Genomic DNA, 19,805 nt, shown 5'->3' with positions numbered 1-19,805 from the left:
TGCGTCACACCAGGCCCTGTCGCCCGCAGGTGCGGCTACTGGCCGCCCTTCTGCACGAACGAGCGCACGAACTCCTCGGAGTTGGTCTCCAGGACCTCGTCGATCTCGTCGAGCAGGTCGTCGACTTCTTCGGTGATCGCTTCGTGGCGTTCGGCGATCTCGGGGTCAACAGCGGCCTCGGTGGTCTCGGCGTCTGCTTCCTGCCGTGACCGCTGCGACTGCGACTGCCCGCCGGAGTCCTTCGCTGCCATAGCTGTTCCCTTCTACCTCGACGGTGCATAAACCGTACCGCGAGAGTACGACAGCACGCCAGATACGACGCTGTACCGCTCTGTAATATTCCCGCGGCGGAGCGGTGTCGGCTAATCGGCGGTGATGACGTCGAGGAGGTCCTTCGCGGCCTCGCAGCGCTCGAACAGCTCTCCCACATGGGCTTTGGTGCCCTTCTCGGGCTCCATCATGGGCACTCGCACGAGCGAGTCGGCGCCGACGTCGAAGATGACGGAGTCCCACGAGGCCGCGACGACCTCAGAGGGGTAGCGCGAGAGGCACCGGCCGCGGAAGAACGCGCGGGTGTCGGCCGGCGGCTCGGTCATCGCGTTGATGATCTCGGTGTCGGTGAGCAGGCGCTTCATCTTGCCGCGGGCGACGAGCCGGTGGTAGAGGCCCTTCTCGGGGCGCACGTCGTGGTACTGGAGGTCGATGGCTTGGAGCTTCGCGGCGCCCCAGTCGAGGTTCTCGCGCTCGCGGTAGCGGTCGAGCAGGGAGAGCTTGGCGGGCCAGTCGAGCATGTCGGCCAGCTCCATGGGGTCGCGGGCCAGCGCGTCGAGGACGTGCGCCCACAGGTCGAGGACCTCGCGGGTATCGGGGTCGGCGTCGGCGCCGCAGTAGGCCTCGGCCTGCTCCAGGATGGACATCTGGAGTTCGACCGCGGTGAGCCGCTTGCCGTTGCGCAGCTCGATCTTGTGCTTGAGCGTGGGGTCGTGGGAGACCGCGCGGAGCTCGGCGACGGGCTCGGCGATGCCGAGGGAGCCGTCGAAGGCGCCGGACTCGATCATGGCGAGGACGATCGAGGCGGTGCCGACCTTGAGGAACGTGGAGTGCTCGGCGAGGTTGGCGTCGCCGATGATGACGTGGAGGCGGCGGTACCGCTCGGCGTCGGCGTGCGGCTCGTCGCGGGTGTTGATGATGGGGCGCTTCAGGGTCGTCTCCAGGCCCACCTCGACCTCGAAGAAGTCGGCGCGCTGGGAGATCTGGTAGCGGTGCTCGGAGGCGTCCTGGCCGATGCCGATGCGCCCGGCGCCCGCGTAGACCTGGCGGGTGACCAGGAACGGCGTGAAGTGGGCGACGATGTCGGCGAAGGGGGTCTGGCGCGACATGAGGTAGTTCTCGTGCGCGCCGTAGGAGGCGCCCTTGTTGTCGGTGTTGTTCTTGTACAGGTTGATCGGGCCGATGCCGGGCGTGTGGGCGGCCCGGAGGGCGGCCTCGGCCATGGTCATCTCGCCGGCCTTGTCGAACAGGACGATCTCGCGGGGGTTGGTGACCTCGGGCGTGGAGTACTCGGGGTGCGCGTGGTCGACGTAGAGGCGGGCGCCGTTGGTGAGGATGACGTTGGCGAGCCCGGAGTCCTCGTCGGCGAGGTTCTCGGCGGGGTCGTAGAGGGCCCCGGTGTACGTGAAGCCGCGGGCGTCGCGCAGAGGGGTCTCCTCCTCGTAGTCCCACCTGGCCCGTCCGCCCTTGGACAGTTCGGGGCGGGCGGCGTAGGCGTTGACGATCTGCGAGGAGGTCACCATCGGGTTGGCCCCCGGCTGGCCCGGCACGGAGATCCCGTATTCGATCTCGGTGCCCATGATACGGCGAACGGTCATGCCTTCGAGCCTAGTCCGTCCGGGGCCCTTCGCGCCCCCTCGGAGTGCGGTCGACTGGATTTCCGCGGACTCGATGCGCATGTTGTTCAATGGCTGCGGCTTCATGGGCGGCGGTTACCCGGATGCGGGCGCGCGACACGCCGAACGCAGGAGGGATCGGTCGGCGGACGAATCCGCCGACCAATCCCGCTGATCTGCTGCCTAGAGGCTGCGCTGGCCGGTACCTTCCGCTTCGCTACAGGTACTGACCGGTGTTCGACACGGTGTCGATGCTGCGGCCGGAGTCCGCGCCCTTGCCGGAGACGAGCGTGCGGATGTAGACGATCCGCTCGCCCTTCTTGCCGGAGATGCGGGCCCAGTCGTCCGGGTTGGTGGTGTTGGGCAGGTCCTCGTTCTCGCGGAACTCGTCGACTGTGGAGTCGATGAGGTGCGTGAGGCGGATGCCCCTGGACTGGTTGGTCAGGAAGTCCTTGATGGCCATCTTCTTGGCGCGGGCCACGATGTTCTCGATCATGGCGCCGGAGTTGAAGTCCTTGAAGTACAGGACCTCCTTGTCGCCGTCGGCGTAGGTCACTTCGAGGAAGCGGTTCTCGTCGACCTCGGAGTACATGCGCTCGACGACCGCCTGGATCATCGAGGTGACGGTGGCGTCACGGTCCTTGTCGTGCTCGCGCAGGTCGTCGTCGTGCAGCGGCAGGGACGTGGTGATGTACTTCGAGAAGATGTCCTTCGCGGACTCGGCGTCGGGCCGCTCGATCTTGATCTTGACGTCCAGGCGGCCGGGCCGCAGGATCGCCGGGTCGATCATGTCCTCGCGGTTGGAGGCGCCGATGACGATGACGTTCTCCAGGCCCTCGACGCCGTCGATCTCCGAGAGCAGCTGCGGGACGATCGTGTTCTCCACGTCGGAGGACACGCCCGAGCCGCGGGTGCGGAAGATCGAGTCCATCTCGTCGAAGAACACGATGACCGGCATGCCCTCGCTGGCCTTCTCACGGGCCCGCTGGAAGACCAGGCGGATGTGCCGCTCGGTCTCGCCGACGTACTTGTTCAGCAGCTCGGGGCCCTTGATGTTGAGGAAGTAGGAGCGCCCGGAGGCCTCCTCCCCGCGCATCTCGGCGACCTTCTTGGCCAGCGAGTTGGCGACGGCCTTGGCGATGAGCGTCTTGCCGCAGCCGGGAGGGCCGTAGAGCAGGATGCCCTTCGGCGGGCGCAGCTCGTGCTCGCGGAAGAGGTCGGCGTGCAGGAACGGGAGCTCCACGGCGTCGCGGATCATCTCGATCTGCCCGTCGAGGCCGCCGATGTCGTAGTAGTCGACGTCGGGGACCTCTTCGAGGACGAGCTCCTCGACCTCGCTCTTCTGGATGCGCTCGTACGCGTAGCCCGCGCGCGGCTCGATCATGACGGAGTCGCCGGCGCGCAGCGGCCCGTTGATGAGCGCGTCGGAGAGCAGCACGACCCGCTCCTCGTCGGCGTGGCTGGTGACGAGGGCCCGGTCGGGCGGGCCGCCGCCGGGGACCTCGATGAGCTCCTTGAGCGTGACCACTTCGCCGATGCGCTCGTAGTCGAGGACCTCGACCACGTTCATGGCGTCGTTGAGCAGGACCTCCTGGCCGCGCTCCAGCTCCTCGGGGTCGATCGAGGGGGCGAGCGACACCCGGAACTTGCGACCGGAGGTGAAGACGTCTACGGTGCCGTCTTCGCGCGCGCCCAGGAACACGCCGTACCCCGACGGCGGCTGAGCGAGCCGGTCGATCTCCTCTTTCAGTGAGACGATCTGCTCGCGGGCCTCTTTCAAGGTCGACACGAGCCGCTCGTTCTGCTCCGACAGGCGGTCGATCTGGGATTGGGCGGCGGCGAGCCGCTCCTCCAGGATGTGCATGTGTCGGGGCGTTTCGGTGAGACGGCGCCGCGCCGCGGCCAGTTCTTCCTGGAGCTCTTCGACCTGTCCTGACAGTTCGTCGTGCTCTGAGCCCTGGCCCAGGTTCTGTCGACGGTCATCGTTGCTTCGTGCCACGGGTCACACCTCCCAGGAGAGTGTTGCTACTCCAACCGTAGCTGGCTGGGGAGGCCAATAGTAAGGCTCGCCACCGACATTGCGCTACATTCTCGATGCGATTTAATGTGGGGGCCATGGCTGTGGAACGTGAACTCGAAGTCTCGATCGACCAGGACGCGTGCACCGGGGACGGGCTCTGCGTGCAGTACGCCCCCGACGTGTTCGAGTTCGACATCGACGGTCTCGCGTACGTGAAGGATACTCAGGGCGAGCTGTTGACTACGGCGGGTTCGCAAGTCAGCGTGCCCGAGCGGCTGCGACTGGACATTGTGAACGCCGCTCACGACTGCCCCGGCGAGTGCATCTACGTCCGCGACCGCGCGAGCAAGGAGCCCGTCGCCGGACCCGGCGCGGACGACTAGGACCGGCGACGCAAGCGCGGCCCCGCGAATGCGGAGCCGCGCTATCTTGTTTCAGCACTTGGGAAGTCGTGAATCCGACTCTCGAAAATCGCGGATTGTTACGATTCCGTGACCTCTTCGGCGGCGTCCGCGTCGCCCTGCGCCCCGGCCTCCGCGGCGATCCGCGCGTTCCGCTCCCGCAGCGCCTGCTGGCCCTTCGAGGGCTTCAGCTTCCGCGCCGGGGCGACCGTCCCGGGCGCGAGTTTGCGCGCGGTGATGAGGAACGCGGTGTGGGCGATCATCCGGTGGTCCGGGCGGACCGCCAGGCCCTCCAGGTGCCAGCCGCGGATCATCGACTCCCACGCCTCGGGCTCGGTGAAGGTCTTGCGCTCGCGCAGGGCCTCGACCAGTTCCGACATCTGCGTGGTCGTCGCGACGTATCCGATGAAGACACCGCCGGGCCGCAGGATTCGCTCTACAGTGTCCAGAACCTCCCACGGGGAGAGCATGTCGAGCACGACCCGGTCGACCGGCTCGTCGAGCTCGGCCCCGGCCACGTCCCCCACCGTCAGCGTCCACTGCTCGGGCAGCTCGCCGTAGTAGCCCGCGACGTTCTCCTGCGCGATCTTCGCGAAGTCCTCGCGCAGCTCCCACGAGAACACCCGCCCGGTCGGGCCCACGGCCCGCAGCAGCCAGTTCGTGAGCGCCCCGGAGCCCGCGCCGGCCTCGACCACGCGCGCGCCCGGGTAGATGTCGCCGAACGTGAGGATCTGCGCGATGTCCTTGGGGTAGATGACCTGGGCGCCGCGGCGCATCGACAGGCCGTAGTCCGGCAGCAGCGGGCGCAGCGCCAGGTAGGCGGTGCCGCCCTCGGTGGTGACGGTGACGCCGTCGGGCCTGCCGATGAGGTCGTCGTGGAACAGCCTGCCCCGGTGGGTGTGGAAGGCGCCGCCCTCGGCGAGGGTGATCGTGGCCTTCCGGTTCTTCGCGTCGGTCAGTTGGACGCGGTCGCCCGGCGCCAGCAGGTCAGATGCCACTTTGCCTCGTGTCTCCTTCGGTTCAGGTCCGAAGCATCTTAACGGAGGGCTTTGACCACGTCGGCGGTGTAGAGCAGCCCTGTCAGGCGCCCCTCATCGACCACGAAGAACCGGTCCGCGCCGCTCTTGCCGATCGCGTCCACCAGCGCCTGGCCGGTCAGGTCCGCGCCGAGCCCGGGGATCTGCCGCGCCGAGCGCAGGAGCCCGTCCAGGGGCATCGCGGCGACCTGGTCGGGCGGGACGGCCTCGGCGCTGGCGCGGTCGAGCACGCCCACCGGACGCCCGTCCACGGCCACGACCTCCTTGTCCCCCGCCGCGGCCAGCGCCTCGCCGAGGGTCGCCGAGGCGCTCACGACGACGACCGGGCGGGCCAGCAGGGACGCGTCGAGGGCCTTGACGCGCGGGCCCATGCGGGCGGCGCGGATCGCGCCGGTCGCGCCGCGCCACAGCTCGAACGCGACCATGAGCAGCAGGATCAGGCCGATCCAGGAGAACATGCGGTTGGAGAACAGCCACAGGCCCGCGCCGACGGTGCCGACGGCGACGACGCGCCCGGCCCACCCGGCGACCCGGTAGCCGCTCCACCGGTCGCCGGTGGCGGCCCAGATGCCCGCCTGGAGGGCCTTGCCGCCGTCCAGGGGCAGGCCCGGGAGCAGGTTGTAGGCGGCGACGAGGAGGTTGGCGACGCACACCTGGAAGCTGAGCTGCCAGCCGAGCGTCCCCACGTCGATGACGGCGACGCCCCCGAGCCCGACGAGGCCGAGCAGCAGGGAGACCGCCGGGCCCGCCAGCGCGATGGCGGCGGCCGTCGCGGGCCTGGGGGCCTCGCGGTCCATCTCGGTGAAGCCGCCGAGGGCGTCGAGGTTGATCTGGCGCACGCCGATCCCGGCGCGCAGGCTCACCAGGGCGTGCCCGAGCTCGTGCAGGAACACCGACAGGAGCAGGGTCAGCGCGAACAGGGCCGCGACGGCGAGCGAGGCGCCCGCGCCGATGCCGGGGACCGAGCGCTGGACGATCGGCGCGTACACGGCGACGACCATCGCGGCGAGGATCAGCCAGGTGTACCCGAGCGTGACGGGGATGCCCTTGACGCGGACGAGCGTGAAACCGGAGCGGCGGAAGGCCAGGACGTTGGTCGACATCGGCGGCAATGCTACGCGCCCGAACCGTGGGGTCCGGGCGCGGTTGGGCGGACGGCGGTGCGCTCAGGCGGGCCTGACGCGGAAGGCGTGGGTCCGGTAGGGCATCGCGAAGGTCTCGCGTCCGGCGAGGTCGGGGTGGGTGGCGGCGAGGTCCTCGACGGCCGCGACGAGCTCGCGCCGCCGGGCGTCGTCGGCGGTGAGGTAGTAGGAGCGCGACTGGACGAGCCGCACGAGGGCGTCGCGGTCGAGGGGCTTCTCGTGGCGGAAGACGCGCACTTCGGGCTCGCCGAAGTCGGGGCCGAAGTAGCCGGGCTCGGCGGCGCGGGTGGCCATCTGCTCGCCTTTGGAGGAGCCGACGATCTCGGTGAGGCGCTCGACCCAGTCGATGGACTCGTCGCGGAGGTTCCAGATCGGGGCGAGGACGCCTTCGGGGCGCAGGACGCGGCGCAGTTCGGGGAGGGCCTTGGGGCGGTCGAACCAGTGGAAGGCCTGCCCGGCGGTGACGACGTCGGCGCTGTCGTCGGGGAGCGGGAGGGCCTCGGCGGCGCCGGTGTGGGCGGCGACGAGCCCGGTGGTGGCGGCGGTGAGCTTGGCGAGCATCTGCTCGTCGGGGTCGACGGCGGTGACGCGGTGGCCGAGGGCGATGAGGCCGCGGGTGAGGAGCCCGGTCCCGGCGCCGACGTCGAGGACGTCGGCGGGGGCGTCCCCGGCGAGCCAGGCGAGGGCCTCGGCGGGGTACTGGGGGCGGGCGGCGTCGTAGAGGTCGGCGGCCTGGCCGAAGGACCGCGCTTGCTGCTGGTTCGTCATACCTAAACCGTACGTGCGTTATGTTAAAAAGTCCAGCGGGCTGAAGGCGTGTCGGCCCCCCGACCTATGCTCAAGGGATGTCGAACGCCACCCGACCGACCCAGCTGTCCCCTTCGCGCGCCGGGGATTTCAAGCAGTGCCCGCTGCTGTACCGGTTCCGGGCGGTGGACCGCCTCCCCGAGCCGTCCTCGCGGGCGCAGGTGCAGGGCACGCTCGTGCACGCGGTGCTGGAGCGCCTCTACGAGCTGGAGGCGGGCCGGCGCACCCCTCAGGAGGCGCTGGCGCTCATCGAGCCGGAGTGGACGCGGCTGAACGCGTCCCAGGAGTACTCGGAGCTGTTCGACGACCTCGGCGACGAGACGGACTGGCTGCGCGGCGTGCGGGGCCTGGTCGAGACGTACTTCGCGATGGAGGACCCCCAGCGCCTCCAGCCGCACCGCACGGAGTGCCTGGTGACGACCACGCTCGACGACGGCACGCAGCTCAAGGGGTTCATCGACCGGGCCGACGTGAACCCGGCGGGGCTGGTGCGCCTGGTGGACTACAAGACGGGGAAGCGCCCGCCGGACCGGTTCGCCGACAAGGCGCTGTTCCAGATGAAGTTCTACGCGCTGGTGTGGTGGCGCACCCGCGGGAAGGTGCCGACGCTGCTGCGGCTGATGTACCTCGGCGACGGCCAGATGCTCGACTACTCGCCGACCGAGCGGGAGCTGGAGCAGTTCGAGCGCACCCTGAAGGCCCTGTGGGCCTCGATGCGGGAGGCGATCGCCACGGGCCTGTTCCGGCCGCAGAAGTCGAAGCTGTGCGGCTGGTGCGCGCACCAGAAGCTGTGCCCGGAGTTCGGCGGGGAGCCCCCGGCGTACCCGCTGACCACCGTCCTTCCAGGACTGGAGATGCCTCCTCCCTGAGGCGGACCCGCGAATCATTCCCACGTTCGATGAAACGGGAGTGACCGGGGGATACGGTATAGAGCGTGCACGCCGCCTCCGCCTTCCACCGCTTCCGCTACTGGCTCCACGAGCGGCCCTTCGTGGCCGACTGCCTGCTCGCGGCGGTCCTCGGGCTCGGTTACACGGGGTTCTTCGCCGCGACGGCGCAGCTCTCCCCCGAGTTCGAGCTCGAATGGCCGCGGTCGCTGCTCATCCTGGCGCCGTTCACGGTCATCGCGCTGCGGCGCCGGGCCCTGTGGACCGGCGTGGCCCTCGGCATCGCCGTCATGGTCGCCGCGGTGTTCTGGGAGCCCGTGCAGGTCATGGGCGCCGACAGCGGCATCGGGTTCTTCGTGCTCACGTACACCGCGGCCGCCTGGCGGCCCGCGAAGACGGCCCTGCTCGCGTCGGCCGCGATCTGGCTCCCGGTGGCGGCGGTCATCTACACGGGCGTGGGCGCCGAGATCGACCACGTCACCGCGTCCATCCTCGTCATGGTCAACCTGGTCATGGCCGCGACGGTGTTCTGGATCGGGTGGGTCGTGCGCAACCGGCGCGAGAAGGTCGAGGAGCTGTCGGACCGGGCCCGGTTCGCCGAGGAGCGGCAGGAGGCCCTCGCGGCCCAGGCCGTCGCCGACGAGCAGCGGCGCATCGCCCGCGAGCTGCACGACGTCGTCGCGCACCACATCTCGGTCATCGGCGTGATGTCGGAGGGCGCCAAGCGGGTCCTGCGCACCGACCCCGACGCGGCCGAGGAGGCGCTGACGACGGTGAACCAGACCGCGCGCACCGCGCTGCGCGAGATGCGCGACATCCTCACCGTCCTGCGCAACGGCCATGAGGAGAGCGACCCCGCCGACCTCGAACCGCAGCCTACAGTGGACTCGCTGCGGGCGCTGGTGGCGCAGACCAAGGACGCCGGCCTGCCGGTGCGCTACACCGTCCGCGGCGAGGAGTACCCGCTGCCGACGGGCGTGAGCCTGGCGGTCTACCGGATCGCGCAGGAGGCCCTGACGAACACGATCAAGCACGCCGGGCCGCACGCCAGGGCCGGCGTCGTCGTCGACTACGGCGACCAGGAGTTCCGGATCTCCGTGGGCGACTCCGGGACCGGGGCGCCCGCCGCCTCCGGGTTCTCCGGCGGCCACGGCCTGATCGGGATGCGCGAGCGCGCCACGCTGTACGGCGGCACGCTTGAGGTCGGGCCCAGGCCCGGCGGCGGGTACCTCGTCGAGGCCCGCTTCCCCAAGAACGCCCACCTCCAGGGAGTGACCACATGAGCGACCGGCCGATCCGCCTCCTCCTGGCCGACGACCAGCAACTGCTGCGCGCCGGCTTCAAGATGGTGCTCGGCGCCGAGACCGACATCGACATCGTCGGGGAGGCCGGCGACGGCGTCGAGGCGTTCGAGCTCACCCGCAGGCTGGTGCCGGACGTGGTCCTCATGGACATCCGCATGCCCCGCCGCGACGGCGTCGCCGCGACCGCCGACATCGTGCAGGCGAACCTGGCGACGCGGGTCCTGGTGCTCACCACGTTCGACCTCGACGAGTACGTCGTGGGCGCGCTGCGCGCCGGGGCCGCCGGGTTCCTCACCAAGGACGCGCCCGCCGCCGACCTGGTCGAGGCCATCCGCACCGTCCACCGCGGCGGCGCCGTCGTCGCCCCGCACATCCTCTCGACGCTGCTGGGGCGCTTCGCGCAGCACCGCGGCGCCGACGACGACCGCTCCCCCAAGATCCTCGGCTCGCTCACCGCCCGCGAGAAGGAGGTCCTCATGCTCCTGGCGAAGGGCCTCACCAACGCCGAGATCGCCGACTCCCTCACCGTCGGCGAGACCACCGTCAAGACGCACGTCGGCCACCTGCTCACCAAGCTCGGCGTCCGCGACCGCGTCCAGGCCGTGGTCCTCGCCTACGAGACCGGCCTCGTCAAGCCCGGCACGGGCGACTGACCTGGTCCGCCTCCTCCCCCGGTGCCGCCCTCTCCGCCTGCGGGCGTAGGCGAAGACCGTTCTCGAAGCGGATGCGGGCGGTCCCGGGGCCGCCTATCGTCGAAGGTGATCACGGGACCGCGATGCCGAGTGACATCATGTATGATGTCACAAACCGGCGCTTCGACGTCACCGGTTCGCATCACGAACACCACGGCTTCCCGGGGCGGCGCCCCGCGGAGCGAAGGAAACCAGCACACCGAATCCCTCGGAACCCGACTTCTTCACCCGAAAGCGAGAGCGTCGTGTCCACCGCATCCCCCGTCAAGACCACCGCCGTATCGGCCGAAGGCGTCTGGAAGGCCTACGGCACGGGCGAAGCCCAGGTCGTCGCCCTCCGCGACGTCTCCGTGCAGTTCGCCTCCGGCGCGTTCACCGCCATCATGGGCCCCTCCGGGTCCGGCAAGTCCACCCTCATGCACTGCCTCGCCGGACTCGACACCACCGACCGCGGCACCGTCCACATCGGCGACACCCCCGTCACCGGCCTCAGCGACAAGGCCCTCACGAAGCTCCGCCGCGACAAGATCGGCTTCATCTTCCAGCAGTTCAACCTGCTGCCCACGCTCACCGCGGAGGAGAACATCACGCTCCCCGCCGCCATCGCGGGCGCCAAGGCCGACCCCGACTGGATCAAGCGGATCATCCACACCCTCGACCTCACCGACCGCCTCTCGCACAAGCCCACCGAGCTGTCGGGCGGCCAGCAGCAGCGCGTCGCCTGCGCCCGCGCGCTGGCCTCGCGGCCCGAGGTCGTGTTCGCCGACGAGCCCACCGGGAACCTCGACACCCGCTCCGGCGCGGAGGTCCTGCGGTTCCTGCGCACCAGCGTCGACGACTTCGGGCAGACCATCGTCATGGTCACCCACGACCCCGGCGCCGCCGCCTACGCCGACCGCGTGGTCTTCCTCGCGGACGGCCAGATCGTCGAGGACATGGCCGACCCGACCGCCGACAAGGTCATCGACAAGATGAAGCACTTCGAGGAACTCGTCGCCGCCGCCCAGGAAGCGACCGCCTGACCATGCTCCGCGCCACCCTCAAGGGCATGGCGAGCCGCAAGGCCCGCCTGGTCCTCACCAGCCTCGCCGTCGTCCTCGGCACCATGTTCGTGGCCGCGGCGATGGTCCTCACCGCGACCATGGAGAAGTCCGTCTCCGGGGTCATCGCCGACGCCTTCACCGGCGTCGACGCGGTCGTCACCTCCGCGGAGGACCCCGCCGCCGCCCAGGGCAACACCCCCTCGGCGACCCTCATCCCCGCCGACGTCCTCGACACCGTGCGCGGCGTCGACGGCGTCGACTCGGCCGACGGCGACGTCTCCGGCCAGGTCAACGCCATCGGCGACAACGGGAAGCTCGTCGGCGCCTTCGCCCCGACCATCGGCTTCAACTGGAACGACGACGGCGCCGAAGGCGACGGCTACAACGAGATCCGCGACGGCCGCGGCCCCCAGGCCGACGGCGAGGTCATCGTCTCCGCCCAGTTCGTGGCCGACGCCGGGCTCTCCGTCGGCGACACCGTCACCGCCTACTCCTACTCGGCCGACCGCGCCGACTACGAGATCGTCGGCGTCTTCGGCCTCCCCGGCGGCCGCGACTCCCTCGCGGGCGAGACCCAGATGGGCTTCACCACCGCCGAGGCCCAGCGCCTGCTCACCCAGGGCGAGAACGCCTACATGACGATCTACGTCGACGGCGACGCCTCCACCGGCGACATCGCCGACGCGATCGGCGCCGACTACCGCGTCCAGACCGGCGAGGAGGCCTCCGACGAGGCCGCCGAGGGCTTCGCGGCCGTCGCCGACATCATGGGCTACATCTTCCTCGGCTTCGGCCTCGTCGCCGTGTTCGTATCGGTGTTCCTCATCATCAACACCTTCACGATCATCGTGGCCCAGCGCCAGCGCGAACTCGCACTCCTGCGGGCCATCGGCGCCGCACGCAACCAGGTCGTCGGCTCGGTCCTCGCCGAAGCCGCCGTCATCGGCGTCATCGCCTCCATCGCCGGCCTCGGCCTCGGCGTGCTGCTCGGCTGGGGCCTGTCCCAGCTCGTCAGCTCCTCGGCGATGGGCGGCCTGCCGGTGGCGCTCCAGGTCCCCGCGACGTCCCTGTGGGCGCTCGCGGTCGGCATCGGCGTCACCGTCCTGTCCGCGATCATCCCCGCCGTCAAGGCCTCCGGCGTCCCGCCGGTCGCCGCCATGCGCGAGGCGGTCAACCCGCCGAAGCCGCTGCGCGGCATCACCATCGCGGGCCTGGCGGTCACCCTCGTCGGCGGCGTCCTGGTCGCGCTCGGGCTCACCGACAACCTCGGCGACCTGGGCCTGCCCGGGTTCCTCACCGGCGTGGGCATCGCGTTCGTCGGCATCACGCTGCTGACGCCGATCCTGTCGCGCCCGCTCGTGGCACTCCTCGGCGCGGTCATGTCGTGGTCGTTCTCGGGCCGCCTCGGCAAGCTCAACGCCGGGCGCAACCCGCGCCGCACCGCGATCACCGCCTCGGCGCTCATGATCGCCGTCGCGCTGGTCACCGGCATCGCCACGATCGTCTCCAGTTTCAAGGAGACGACCGCGGAGCTGACCGAGCAGAACCTCGACTCCGATCTGATCGTCATGGGCCAGCAGGGGGCCAACATCCCCACGTTCGCGCCCGAGACGCTCGCGGAGATCAAGGCGCTCCCGGACGTGTCCGCCGTCGGCGACGTCTACGGCGAGTTCTTCGGCGCCCAGGTCGACGGCGACCAGGCCGCCCTCCTCGCCAGCGAGGACCTCGCCACGAGCCTGGAGATCTTCTCCGGGACCGTCGCCGAGGGCTCGGTCGCGGACCTCCCCGACGACGGCCTCGTCGTCAACGAGTCCGCCGCCGAAGACCAGGGCGTGGGACTCGGCGACACCGTCCCGGTGACCTTCGCCGACGGCACCGCCGTGCAGCTCAAGGTGACCGCGATCCTCGAAGACGACCTGCTCACCGACGGCTGGTGGGTCGCGCCCGCGCAGATCGAGCACTTCACCGTGCCCAAGCCGATGCAGGCGTACATCCAGGTCGCCGACGGCGCCGACATCGACGCCGTCCAGGACGACGTGGACGACATCCTCGCCGACGAGCCGGAAGTGAGCGTCACCAACAACGCCGACTTCGTGGAGCAGCAGACCTCGCAGCTCGACGTCCTGCTCAACTCCGTGCAGATCCTGCTCGCGCTGGCGATCATCATCGCGATCATCGGCGTGGTGAACACCCTGGTCCTGTCGGTCCTCGAACGCACCAGGGAGCTGGGGCTCCTGCGCGCGATCGGCATGACCCGCGGCCAGGCGAGGCGCATGATCACCGTCGAGTCGGTCATCATCTGCCTGTTCGGCGCGGTGCTGGGCATCGCCGTCGGCATCGGCCTGGGCTGGACGGTCCAGCAGGCGCTCGAAGAGGAGGGCCTGACGAGCTTCGCGCTCCCGTGGGACCTCATCGTCGCGTACCTCGTCGCGGCCGTCGCGGTGGGCCTGCTCGCCGCGATCGCCCCGGCCGCCCGCGCGGCGAAGCTGAACGTGCTCAACGCCATCGCGTACGAGTAAGACTTCATCCCAAAGGAAACCAGGAGAGGGGCGGCGCCGGATGGCGCCGCCCCTCCCGTTTCCCCTGGGGCGCCTCGGCCGAAAGACGGAGGCCGCGCCCGCCGCTCCGACCTGCGGAGGAGCACAGCTCTGGCCCGCGGGCCGAAGCGGGATTCCGCGCGCCTCCATAGCCTGGAAAGGACAGTCACCCGATCAGAAAGGCGCTCCCGTGCCAATCGCGAATCCCCCCGCCCCGCAGCTCACCAGGACCAGGTCCGCCGTCACCGCGAGCAATCTGTGGCGCGCCTACGGCTCCGGCGAGGCCCAGGTCGTGGCCCTGCGCGACGTCTCGGTCCAGTTCGCCTCCGGCGCGTTCACCGCCATCATGGGCCCGTCGGGCTCGGGCAAGTCCACGCTCATGCACTGCCTCGCGGGCCTCGACACCACCGACCGCGGCACCGTCCACATCGGTGAGACCGCGATCACGGGCCTGAACGACAAGGCGCTCACCAGGCTCCGCCGCGACAAGATCGGCTTCATCTTCCAGCAGTTCAACCTGCTCCCGACCCTGACGGCCGAGGAGAACATCCTCCTGCCCGCCTCGATCGCCGGCGCCAAGGCCGACCCGGAGTGGATCGCCCGCATCATCCGGACCCTCGACCTCACCGACCGCCTCACCCACAAGCCCACCGAGCTCTCCGGCGGCCAGCAGCAGCGCGTCGCCTGCGCCCGCGCCCTCGCGACCCGCCCCGAGGTGGTCTTCGCCGACGAGCCGACCGGGAACCTCGACACCCGCTCCAGCGGCGAGGTCCTGCGGTTCCTGCGCCGGTCCGTGGACGACTTCGGGCAGACCATCGTCATGGTCACCCACGACCCGAGCGCCGCCGCGCACGCCGACCGCGTCGTGTTCCTCGCGGATGGCCAGATCGTGGAGGACCTCCATCGGCCGACCGCCGACGCCGTCATCGACACCATGCGCGGCTTCGAGAACCGCGTCCCGCTCGCCGGAGAGGCCCGCTAAGCACATGCTCCGCGCAACCCTGAAGGGCATGGCGGCCCGCAAGGCCCGCCTGATCCTCACCAGCCTCGCCGTCGTCCTCGGCGCGGCGTTCATCGCCGCCGCGCTGGTCCTCACCGCGTCCATCCGCGCCACGGTGGACGACCTCAGCGGCGACGCCTACACCGGCGCAGACGTGCTCGTGCAGCCCGTCGAGCCCGAGAACCGCGGCGACCGGCTCGTCCGCGACGGCGTCTCCGCCGAGACCCTCGCCGCGATCGAGGCCAACGGCGACGTCGCCGACGTCTCCACCACCGTCACGTGGATGGTCAACGCCCTCGGCGACGACGGCAAGATCGTCGGCGGCTTCGCGCCGACCATGGCCGTCAACTGGGGCGACGAGTCCGTCGAGCGCGAGATGCGCGAGGGCCGCGCCCCCGAGGCCGACGGCGAGACCGCCGTGTCCGCCCAGTTCGTCGCCGACTCGGGGCTCGGCCTCGGCGACACCGTCACCGCGTACTCCCTGTCCACCGACGAGACCCCGTACGAGATCGTCGGCGTCTACGGCTACTCCGGTGGCCGCGACTCCCTCTCGGGCGCAACGGAACTCGCGTTCACCACGGCCGAGGCCCAGCGCCTGGTCTTCGGCGGCGAGGACGTCTACACGGCCGTCGCCGTGACCGCGGCCGACGGCGTGGACGCCAATGCCCTGCTCAAGGCCCTCGAACCGGCCGTCGGCGCCGAGTCCGAGGCCATCAGCCGCCAGGCGTACGTGGACGACCTGAACGCCGAGAGCGCCGAGGTCACCGGTCTCATCGGCTACTTCCTGCTCGGCTTCGGCCTCATCGCCGTGTTCGTGTCGGTGTTCCTCATCGCGAACACCTTCTCCATCGTGATCGCGGGCCGCCTCAAGGAGATCGCAATGATGCGCGCCATCGGCGCGGGCCGCGGCCAGATCGTCCGCTCCGTCATCGCCGAAGCGGGCCTGCTCGGGACGGCCGCCGCGATCGTCGGCGCCGGCATCGGCGTCGCCGCAGGCGCGGGCCTCACCTCAGTGGTCGCCAACGGCTTCCTCGACACCGCGTCCACCAGCGTCGCGATCCCCTGGACCGCCCCGGTCGCGGCCGTCGCCGTCGGCCTCGGCGTCACCGTCCTCTCCGCGCTCGTCCCGGCCGTGCGGGCCTCCAAGACCCCGCCCGTCGAGGCCATGCGCGAAGCGGTCAAAGCCGACCGGCCGATCACCGGCGTCACCGTCACCGGCCTCGTGGTCACCCTCATCGGCGCCGCCGGGATCGTCCTGGGGCTCACCGAGACCTTCGACGGCGACCGGACCAACCTCATGGCCGCCGCCGTCGGCGCCGGGGTCGTGTTCGTCGGCGTCGCGCTCCTGACGGCATGGCTGTCGAAGCCCGTCGTCGCGCTCCTGGGCGCCGTCTGGGCCTGGTCCTTCGCCGGACGCCTCGGGCGCCTCAACGCCTCCCGCAACCCGCGCCGCACCGCCGTCACCGCGGCCGCGCTCATGATCGGCGTGACCCTCGTGACCGCCACCGCGACGCTCCTCACCAGCGTCAAGGAGAGCCTCGCCGAACGGTTCGAGTCCACGATCAAGGCCGAGCTGTTCATCACCGGGCCCGTCACCTCGTCCGTCCCCGCCACGTTCGACCCGGCCGTCATGGACGAAATCCGCGCCGTCGACGGCGTCGCGGCCGCCGTCGAGCTGTACTACGACATCTCGCAGATCGACGGCACCGAGCAGTACGTCAACGCCACCACCGATCTCGAAGGCGGCCTCGACCTGTTCGGCGGCGAGGTCCTCGAAGGCTCCCTCGCGGGCCTGGAGGAGGGCGAGACGGCCGTCAACGAGTGGTCCGCGAACCAGCTCGGCGTCGGCATCGGCGACACCGTCTCGATGACGTTCAGCCGCGGCACCGAAGCCCGCGAGTTCACCATCGTGGGCATCCTCGCCGACAACGAGGACACCGACGGCTGGTACGTCGACCCGGCCTACACCGCCGAGTTCTACACGCCCAAGCCCACGACGGCCCTGGTCGACGTGGCCGACGGCGCCGACGTCGAGGAGGTCGCCTCCGGCGTGGAGCACGTCCTCGCCGACGAGCCGGCGGTCAGCGTCCAGAACCACGAGGAGTACCTCGCGCAGGTCACGGTGTTCTTCGACTACGCCATCATCGCGATCCAGCTGCTCCTGGCGCTGGCGATGGTCGTCGCGGTCATCGGGGTGATCAACACGCTGGTCCTGTCGGTCCTCGAACGCACCAGGGAGCTCGGGATGCTCCGCGCGATCGGCATGACCCGCGGGCAGACCACCCGCATGGTCACCGTCGAGAGCGTCACGATCGCCCTGTTCGGCGCGCTCCTGGGCATCGGCACGGGCCTGCTCCTCGGCTGGGTCGTCCAGCAGGCGCTCGTCTCCAGCGGCGTCGAGTCCTTCGCGGTCCCGACCGCGCTCATCGCCGCCTACCTCGCCGCGGCCGTCCTCGTCGGACTCCTCGCGGCCATCGCCCCGGCGGTGCGGGCCTCCAAGGTCGACATCCTCGGCGCGATCTCCTACGAGTAGGACTTCCCTCAGCAGCGGGGGAAACAGAAGCGGGGCGCCCTTTCGGACGCCCCGCTTCACTCTTGCTTCGGTCAGGTCGGGAGACCGTGGCGCTCCAGGTCCTCCATGTCCTCCAGCTCGATGCCCTTCGTCTCGCGGACCATCTTCCACACGAAGATGAAGGAGATCAGCGCGAACAGCGCGTACAGGCCGTACGCCAGGAACAGGCCGGTCTGGGCCAGCTCCGGGAACGTGACGGTGATGAGCCAGTTGGAGATCCACTGCGCGGCGGCGGCCACGCCGAGCGCGGAGGCGCGGATGCGGTTGGGGAACATCTCCCCGAGCAGCACCCACACGACCGGGCCCCAGGTGAACGCGAACCCGAACACGAACACGTTCGCCGCGATGAGCGCGGTGACGCCAGCCGCGTCGCTGAGGACCGGGTTGTTGTCGGCGTCCACGGGGGACGACGCGAAGATGACGGCCATCGTGCCGAGTGCGATGAACATGAGCGCGGAACCCATGAGCAGCAGCTTCTTGCGGCCGATCCGGTCGACGAGGTAGATCGCGAGGATCGTACCGGCGATGTTCACGACGGAGTTGATGACCGAGGTCAAGAACGCGTCGCTCTCGCTGAACCCGACGGACTGCCACAGCGACGTCGAGTAGTAGAAGATGACGTTGATGCCCACGAACTGCTGGAACATCGACAGCAGGATGCCCACCCACACGATCGGCATGAGGCCGAGGCGCGAGCCCCGCACGTCGGAGATGCGCGGCGGGTGGTCGCTGTCAAGCGTCCCCTGGATCTCGATGATCTTGTGGTCGACGTTCCCGCCTACGTACTTCAGCAGGACCTTGCGCGCCTTGTCGAGCTGCTGCTTCGCCACCAGGTAGCGCGGCGACTCGGGGATGTTCAGCGAGAACATGAAGTACACGAACGCCGGGATCGCGGCCGCGGCGAACATCCACCGCCACGCGGTGCCGCCCCACGGCACCTCGCCGCTCGCGCCGCCCGCCGAGGCCTGGATGCCGTAGTTGACGATCAGGGCGCCGAAGATGCCGAGCACGATCGCGAACTGCTGCAACGAACCCAGCCGCCCGCGCAGGTGCGCTGGCGAGATCTCCGCGATGTAGGCGGGGGCGATGACGCTCGCCGCACCGATCGCGAAGCCGCCGACGATACGCCAGATCGTGAGGTCGACCGGGCCCGTCGCCAACGCGCTGCCCAGCGAGGTGATGAAGAAGACGACCGCCGCGATCATCATGACCTTGGGCCGGCCGATCTTGTTCGCCAGTGTGCCCGCGAACCACGCGCCGACGGCGCAGCCGAGCAGCGCCGAGGAGACCACGATGCCGGTCTCGACCGAGCCGATCCCCCACTGCTTCTCCAGGGCGCCGGTGGTCCCGTTGATCACGGCCGTGTCGTACCCGAACAGGAACCCGCCCAATGCGGCCGCGATCGACACGAACAGCGCCGACCCGGTGGGCGCCACCTCGGATTCGCCGCGCAGCAGACCGTCATTGTCTGTCGTCATCACTCACTCCCGTAGGCGACTTGAACCGATACCACACGTGTCCGAATCCTAAGCCGCTATTGCCTTGAAGATCACGAATTGCCGGAATCCACAGATCTACCCAGGCGGAAGTGGATCAACCCCGATCAGCGCAGCAGCGGCTCATCGATCCGCACGTCAAGGGCCCGCAGCATCCGCGCCAGAGCGATGTACGTGGCACCGGTGACGGTCAGCTCCGTCTGCTCCACGGGCCCGAAGCACTTGTCGAGCGCCTCGTCGTCCCGCTCGGCCCCGGCCCCGAGGTGCTCGGCGTACCCGAGCACCGCCCGCTGCGGCTCGCTGAAGCACCCGGCCCGCTGCCACTCGGCGATCGAGGCGACCTGCTCCGCGTCCAATCCGGACTCCTCCGCCATCGGAAGATGGTGCGCGAGCTCGTACTCCGACCCTTCCAGCTGTCCGATCCGGCAGATCATCAGCTCCCGCAGCGACCGCGACACCGTCGCGTCGAACCGCAGCGCATGGATGAGGTCCAGCACCGGCGCCAGCAGCGCCGGCGCATGGGCGAGGGCCCGGTGCAGATTGATCGGGTCCCGCCCGACCGCGGCCAGCCGCCGCGACGCCGAGGACGGTAGCGGAGTAACGGGAAGACGCGAGATTGAACCAGAGTCCACTACTGTGACCTATCTAACTTGTGATGCCCACCATGATCGATTTATCGATGTGGGACAATACCTGTAGGGCAACACCCAGAGCCTGCAACGGAGGAGGCCACGTGAGCACATTCTTCAGTGTCGTCGGTGCTATCGGAATCGCGATCGCGCTCGTGACAGTGTCGCTACTGACATTCCTGGTGACCGGCGCGATCTTCGGGATCGGCGTCGGAGTAGCCAGAGTCAGGGACGCGCTCTCGACTTCTTCGTAGGCATGCGAAAAGGCCCCCACCGTGTGGTGGGGGCCTTCCCTGTATGTTCATGTTTGGCGGTGTCCTGCTCTCCCACACCCTCTCGAGTGCAGTACCAT

At 69.9% G+C, this 19,805-nt stretch carries 17 protein-coding genes; 9 read left to right on the top strand and 8 right to left on the bottom strand.

Translation table 11 applies throughout. The features are described 5' to 3' along the window. Positions 1 to 35: 35 nt before the first annotated feature. From ACFFXY_RS21725 to arc, 3 genes are all read right to left on the bottom strand, one after another. Positions 36 to 251, bottom strand: a complete 216-nt coding sequence (locus ACFFXY_RS21725) for a ubiquitin-like protein Pup (protein ID WP_091028433.1) — start codon at positions 249 to 251, stop codon at positions 36 to 38. 111 nt (positions 252 to 362) lie between these two features. Beyond that, the gene (gene dop / locus ACFFXY_RS21720; RefSeq protein WP_382355630.1) at positions 363 to 1,868 is read right to left on the bottom strand and encodes a depupylase/deamidase Dop; all 1,506 of its coding nucleotides are present in this window, start codon (positions 1,866 to 1,868) and stop codon (positions 363 to 365) included. A gap of 235 nt (positions 1,869 to 2,103) precedes the next feature. After that, on the bottom strand, positions 2,104 to 3,885 hold the full coding sequence (arc, locus tag ACFFXY_RS21715) for a proteasome ATPase (RefSeq protein ID WP_382355627.1): 1,782 nt from the start codon (positions 3,883 to 3,885) through the stop codon (positions 2,104 to 2,106). 116 nt (positions 3,886 to 4,001) lie between these two features. Between arc and ACFFXY_RS21710 the strand changes: the two genes are divergently transcribed. Next, entirely contained in the window at positions 4,002 to 4,289 is a 288-nt protein-coding gene (locus ACFFXY_RS21710) for a ferredoxin (protein ID WP_382355624.1), read from the top strand. A 98-nt stretch (positions 4,290 to 4,387) separates the two neighbouring features. On the opposite strand, the gene ACFFXY_RS21705 is transcribed toward ACFFXY_RS21710, so the two are convergent. The 3 genes from ACFFXY_RS21705 to ACFFXY_RS21695 all read right to left on the bottom strand — a co-directional run bounded on the left by ACFFXY_RS21705 (position 4,388) and on the right by ACFFXY_RS21695 (position 7,254). Beyond that, positions 4,388 to 5,305: a tRNA (adenine-N1)-methyltransferase gene (locus ACFFXY_RS21705; protein WP_382355622.1), complete on the bottom strand. Its 918-nt coding sequence runs from the start codon at positions 5,303 to 5,305 to the stop codon at positions 4,388 to 4,390. 38 nt (positions 5,306 to 5,343) lie between these two features. Beyond that, complete coding sequence (locus ACFFXY_RS21700; protein ID WP_382355620.1) at positions 5,344 to 6,447, bottom strand: M50 family metallopeptidase; 1,104 nt, start codon at positions 6,445 to 6,447, stop codon at positions 5,344 to 5,346. A 63-nt stretch (positions 6,448 to 6,510) separates the two neighbouring features. Then, positions 6,511 to 7,254 carry a class I SAM-dependent methyltransferase gene (locus ACFFXY_RS21695; protein ID WP_382355617.1) on the bottom strand — a complete coding sequence of 248 codons (744 nt, stop codon included), beginning with the start codon at positions 7,252 to 7,254 and terminating at the stop codon, positions 6,511 to 6,513. A gap of 77 nt (positions 7,255 to 7,331) precedes the next feature. Here ACFFXY_RS21695 and ACFFXY_RS21690 point away from each other — a divergent pair, with 77 nt between their 5' ends. The 7 genes from ACFFXY_RS21690 to ACFFXY_RS21660 all read left to right on the top strand — a co-directional run bounded on the left by ACFFXY_RS21690 (position 7,332) and on the right by ACFFXY_RS21660 (position 17,289). Continuing rightward, on the top strand, positions 7,332 to 8,162 hold the full coding sequence (locus ACFFXY_RS21690; RefSeq protein ID WP_382355614.1) for a RecB family exonuclease: 831 nt from the start codon (positions 7,332 to 7,334) through the stop codon (positions 8,160 to 8,162). A 65-nt stretch (positions 8,163 to 8,227) separates the two neighbouring features. Continuing rightward, entirely contained in the window at positions 8,228 to 9,463 is a 1,236-nt protein-coding gene (locus ACFFXY_RS21685) for a sensor histidine kinase (RefSeq protein ID WP_382355611.1), read from the top strand. Beyond that, complete coding sequence (locus tag ACFFXY_RS21680) at positions 9,460 to 10,137, top strand: response regulator (RefSeq protein ID WP_359955083.1); 678 nt, start codon at positions 9,460 to 9,462, stop codon at positions 10,135 to 10,137. The genes ACFFXY_RS21685 and ACFFXY_RS21680 overlap by 4 nt, the downstream gene beginning before the upstream one ends. A 284-nt stretch (positions 10,138 to 10,421) precedes the next feature. Then, positions 10,422 to 11,198: an ABC transporter ATP-binding protein gene (locus ACFFXY_RS21675; protein WP_382355607.1), complete on the top strand. Its 777-nt coding sequence runs from the start codon at positions 10,422 to 10,424 to the stop codon at positions 11,196 to 11,198. Positions 11,199 to 11,200: 2 nt separating this feature from the next. Beyond that, the gene (locus ACFFXY_RS21670; protein ID WP_382355604.1) at positions 11,201 to 13,738 is read left to right on the top strand and encodes an ABC transporter permease; all 2,538 of its coding nucleotides are present in this window, start codon (positions 11,201 to 11,203) and stop codon (positions 13,736 to 13,738) included. A gap of 214 nt (positions 13,739 to 13,952) precedes the next feature. Beyond that, entirely contained in the window at positions 13,953 to 14,738 is a 786-nt protein-coding gene (locus ACFFXY_RS21665; protein WP_382356698.1) for an ABC transporter ATP-binding protein, read from the top strand. Positions 14,739 to 14,742: 4 nt separating this feature from the next. Next, the gene (locus tag ACFFXY_RS21660) at positions 14,743 to 17,289 is read left to right on the top strand and encodes an ABC transporter permease (protein WP_382355601.1); all 2,547 of its coding nucleotides are present in this window, start codon (positions 14,743 to 14,745) and stop codon (positions 17,287 to 17,289) included. Between the two features lie 71 nt (positions 17,290 to 17,360). Here the strand turns inward: ACFFXY_RS21660 and ACFFXY_RS21655 are convergent, their stop codons facing one another. Next, on the bottom strand, positions 17,361 to 18,806 hold the full coding sequence (locus ACFFXY_RS21655; protein ID WP_382355598.1) for a sugar porter family MFS transporter: 1,446 nt from the start codon (positions 18,804 to 18,806) through the stop codon (positions 17,361 to 17,363). 125 nt (positions 18,807 to 18,931) lie between these two features. After that, positions 18,932 to 19,456, bottom strand: coding sequence for a carboxymuconolactone decarboxylase family protein (locus tag ACFFXY_RS21650; protein WP_382355595.1), 525 nt, complete (start codon positions 19,454 to 19,456; stop codon positions 18,932 to 18,934). 101 nt (positions 19,457 to 19,557) lie between these two features. Between ACFFXY_RS21650 and ACFFXY_RS21645 the strand changes: the two genes are divergently transcribed. Next, positions 19,558 to 19,707: a hypothetical protein gene (locus ACFFXY_RS21645; RefSeq protein WP_382355592.1), complete on the top strand. Its 150-nt coding sequence runs from the start codon at positions 19,558 to 19,560 to the stop codon at positions 19,705 to 19,707. Positions 19,708 to 19,805: the final 98 nt, after the last annotated feature.

The sequence above is a fragment of the Glycomyces mayteni genome, assembly GCF_042428885.1.
Lineage (GTDB): Bacteria > Actinomycetota > Actinomycetes > Mycobacteriales > Micromonosporaceae > Glycomyces > Glycomyces mayteni.
The sequence above is the reverse complement of the archived record's forward strand: the minus strand, read 5'-3'. Positions and strand labels throughout refer to the sequence as shown.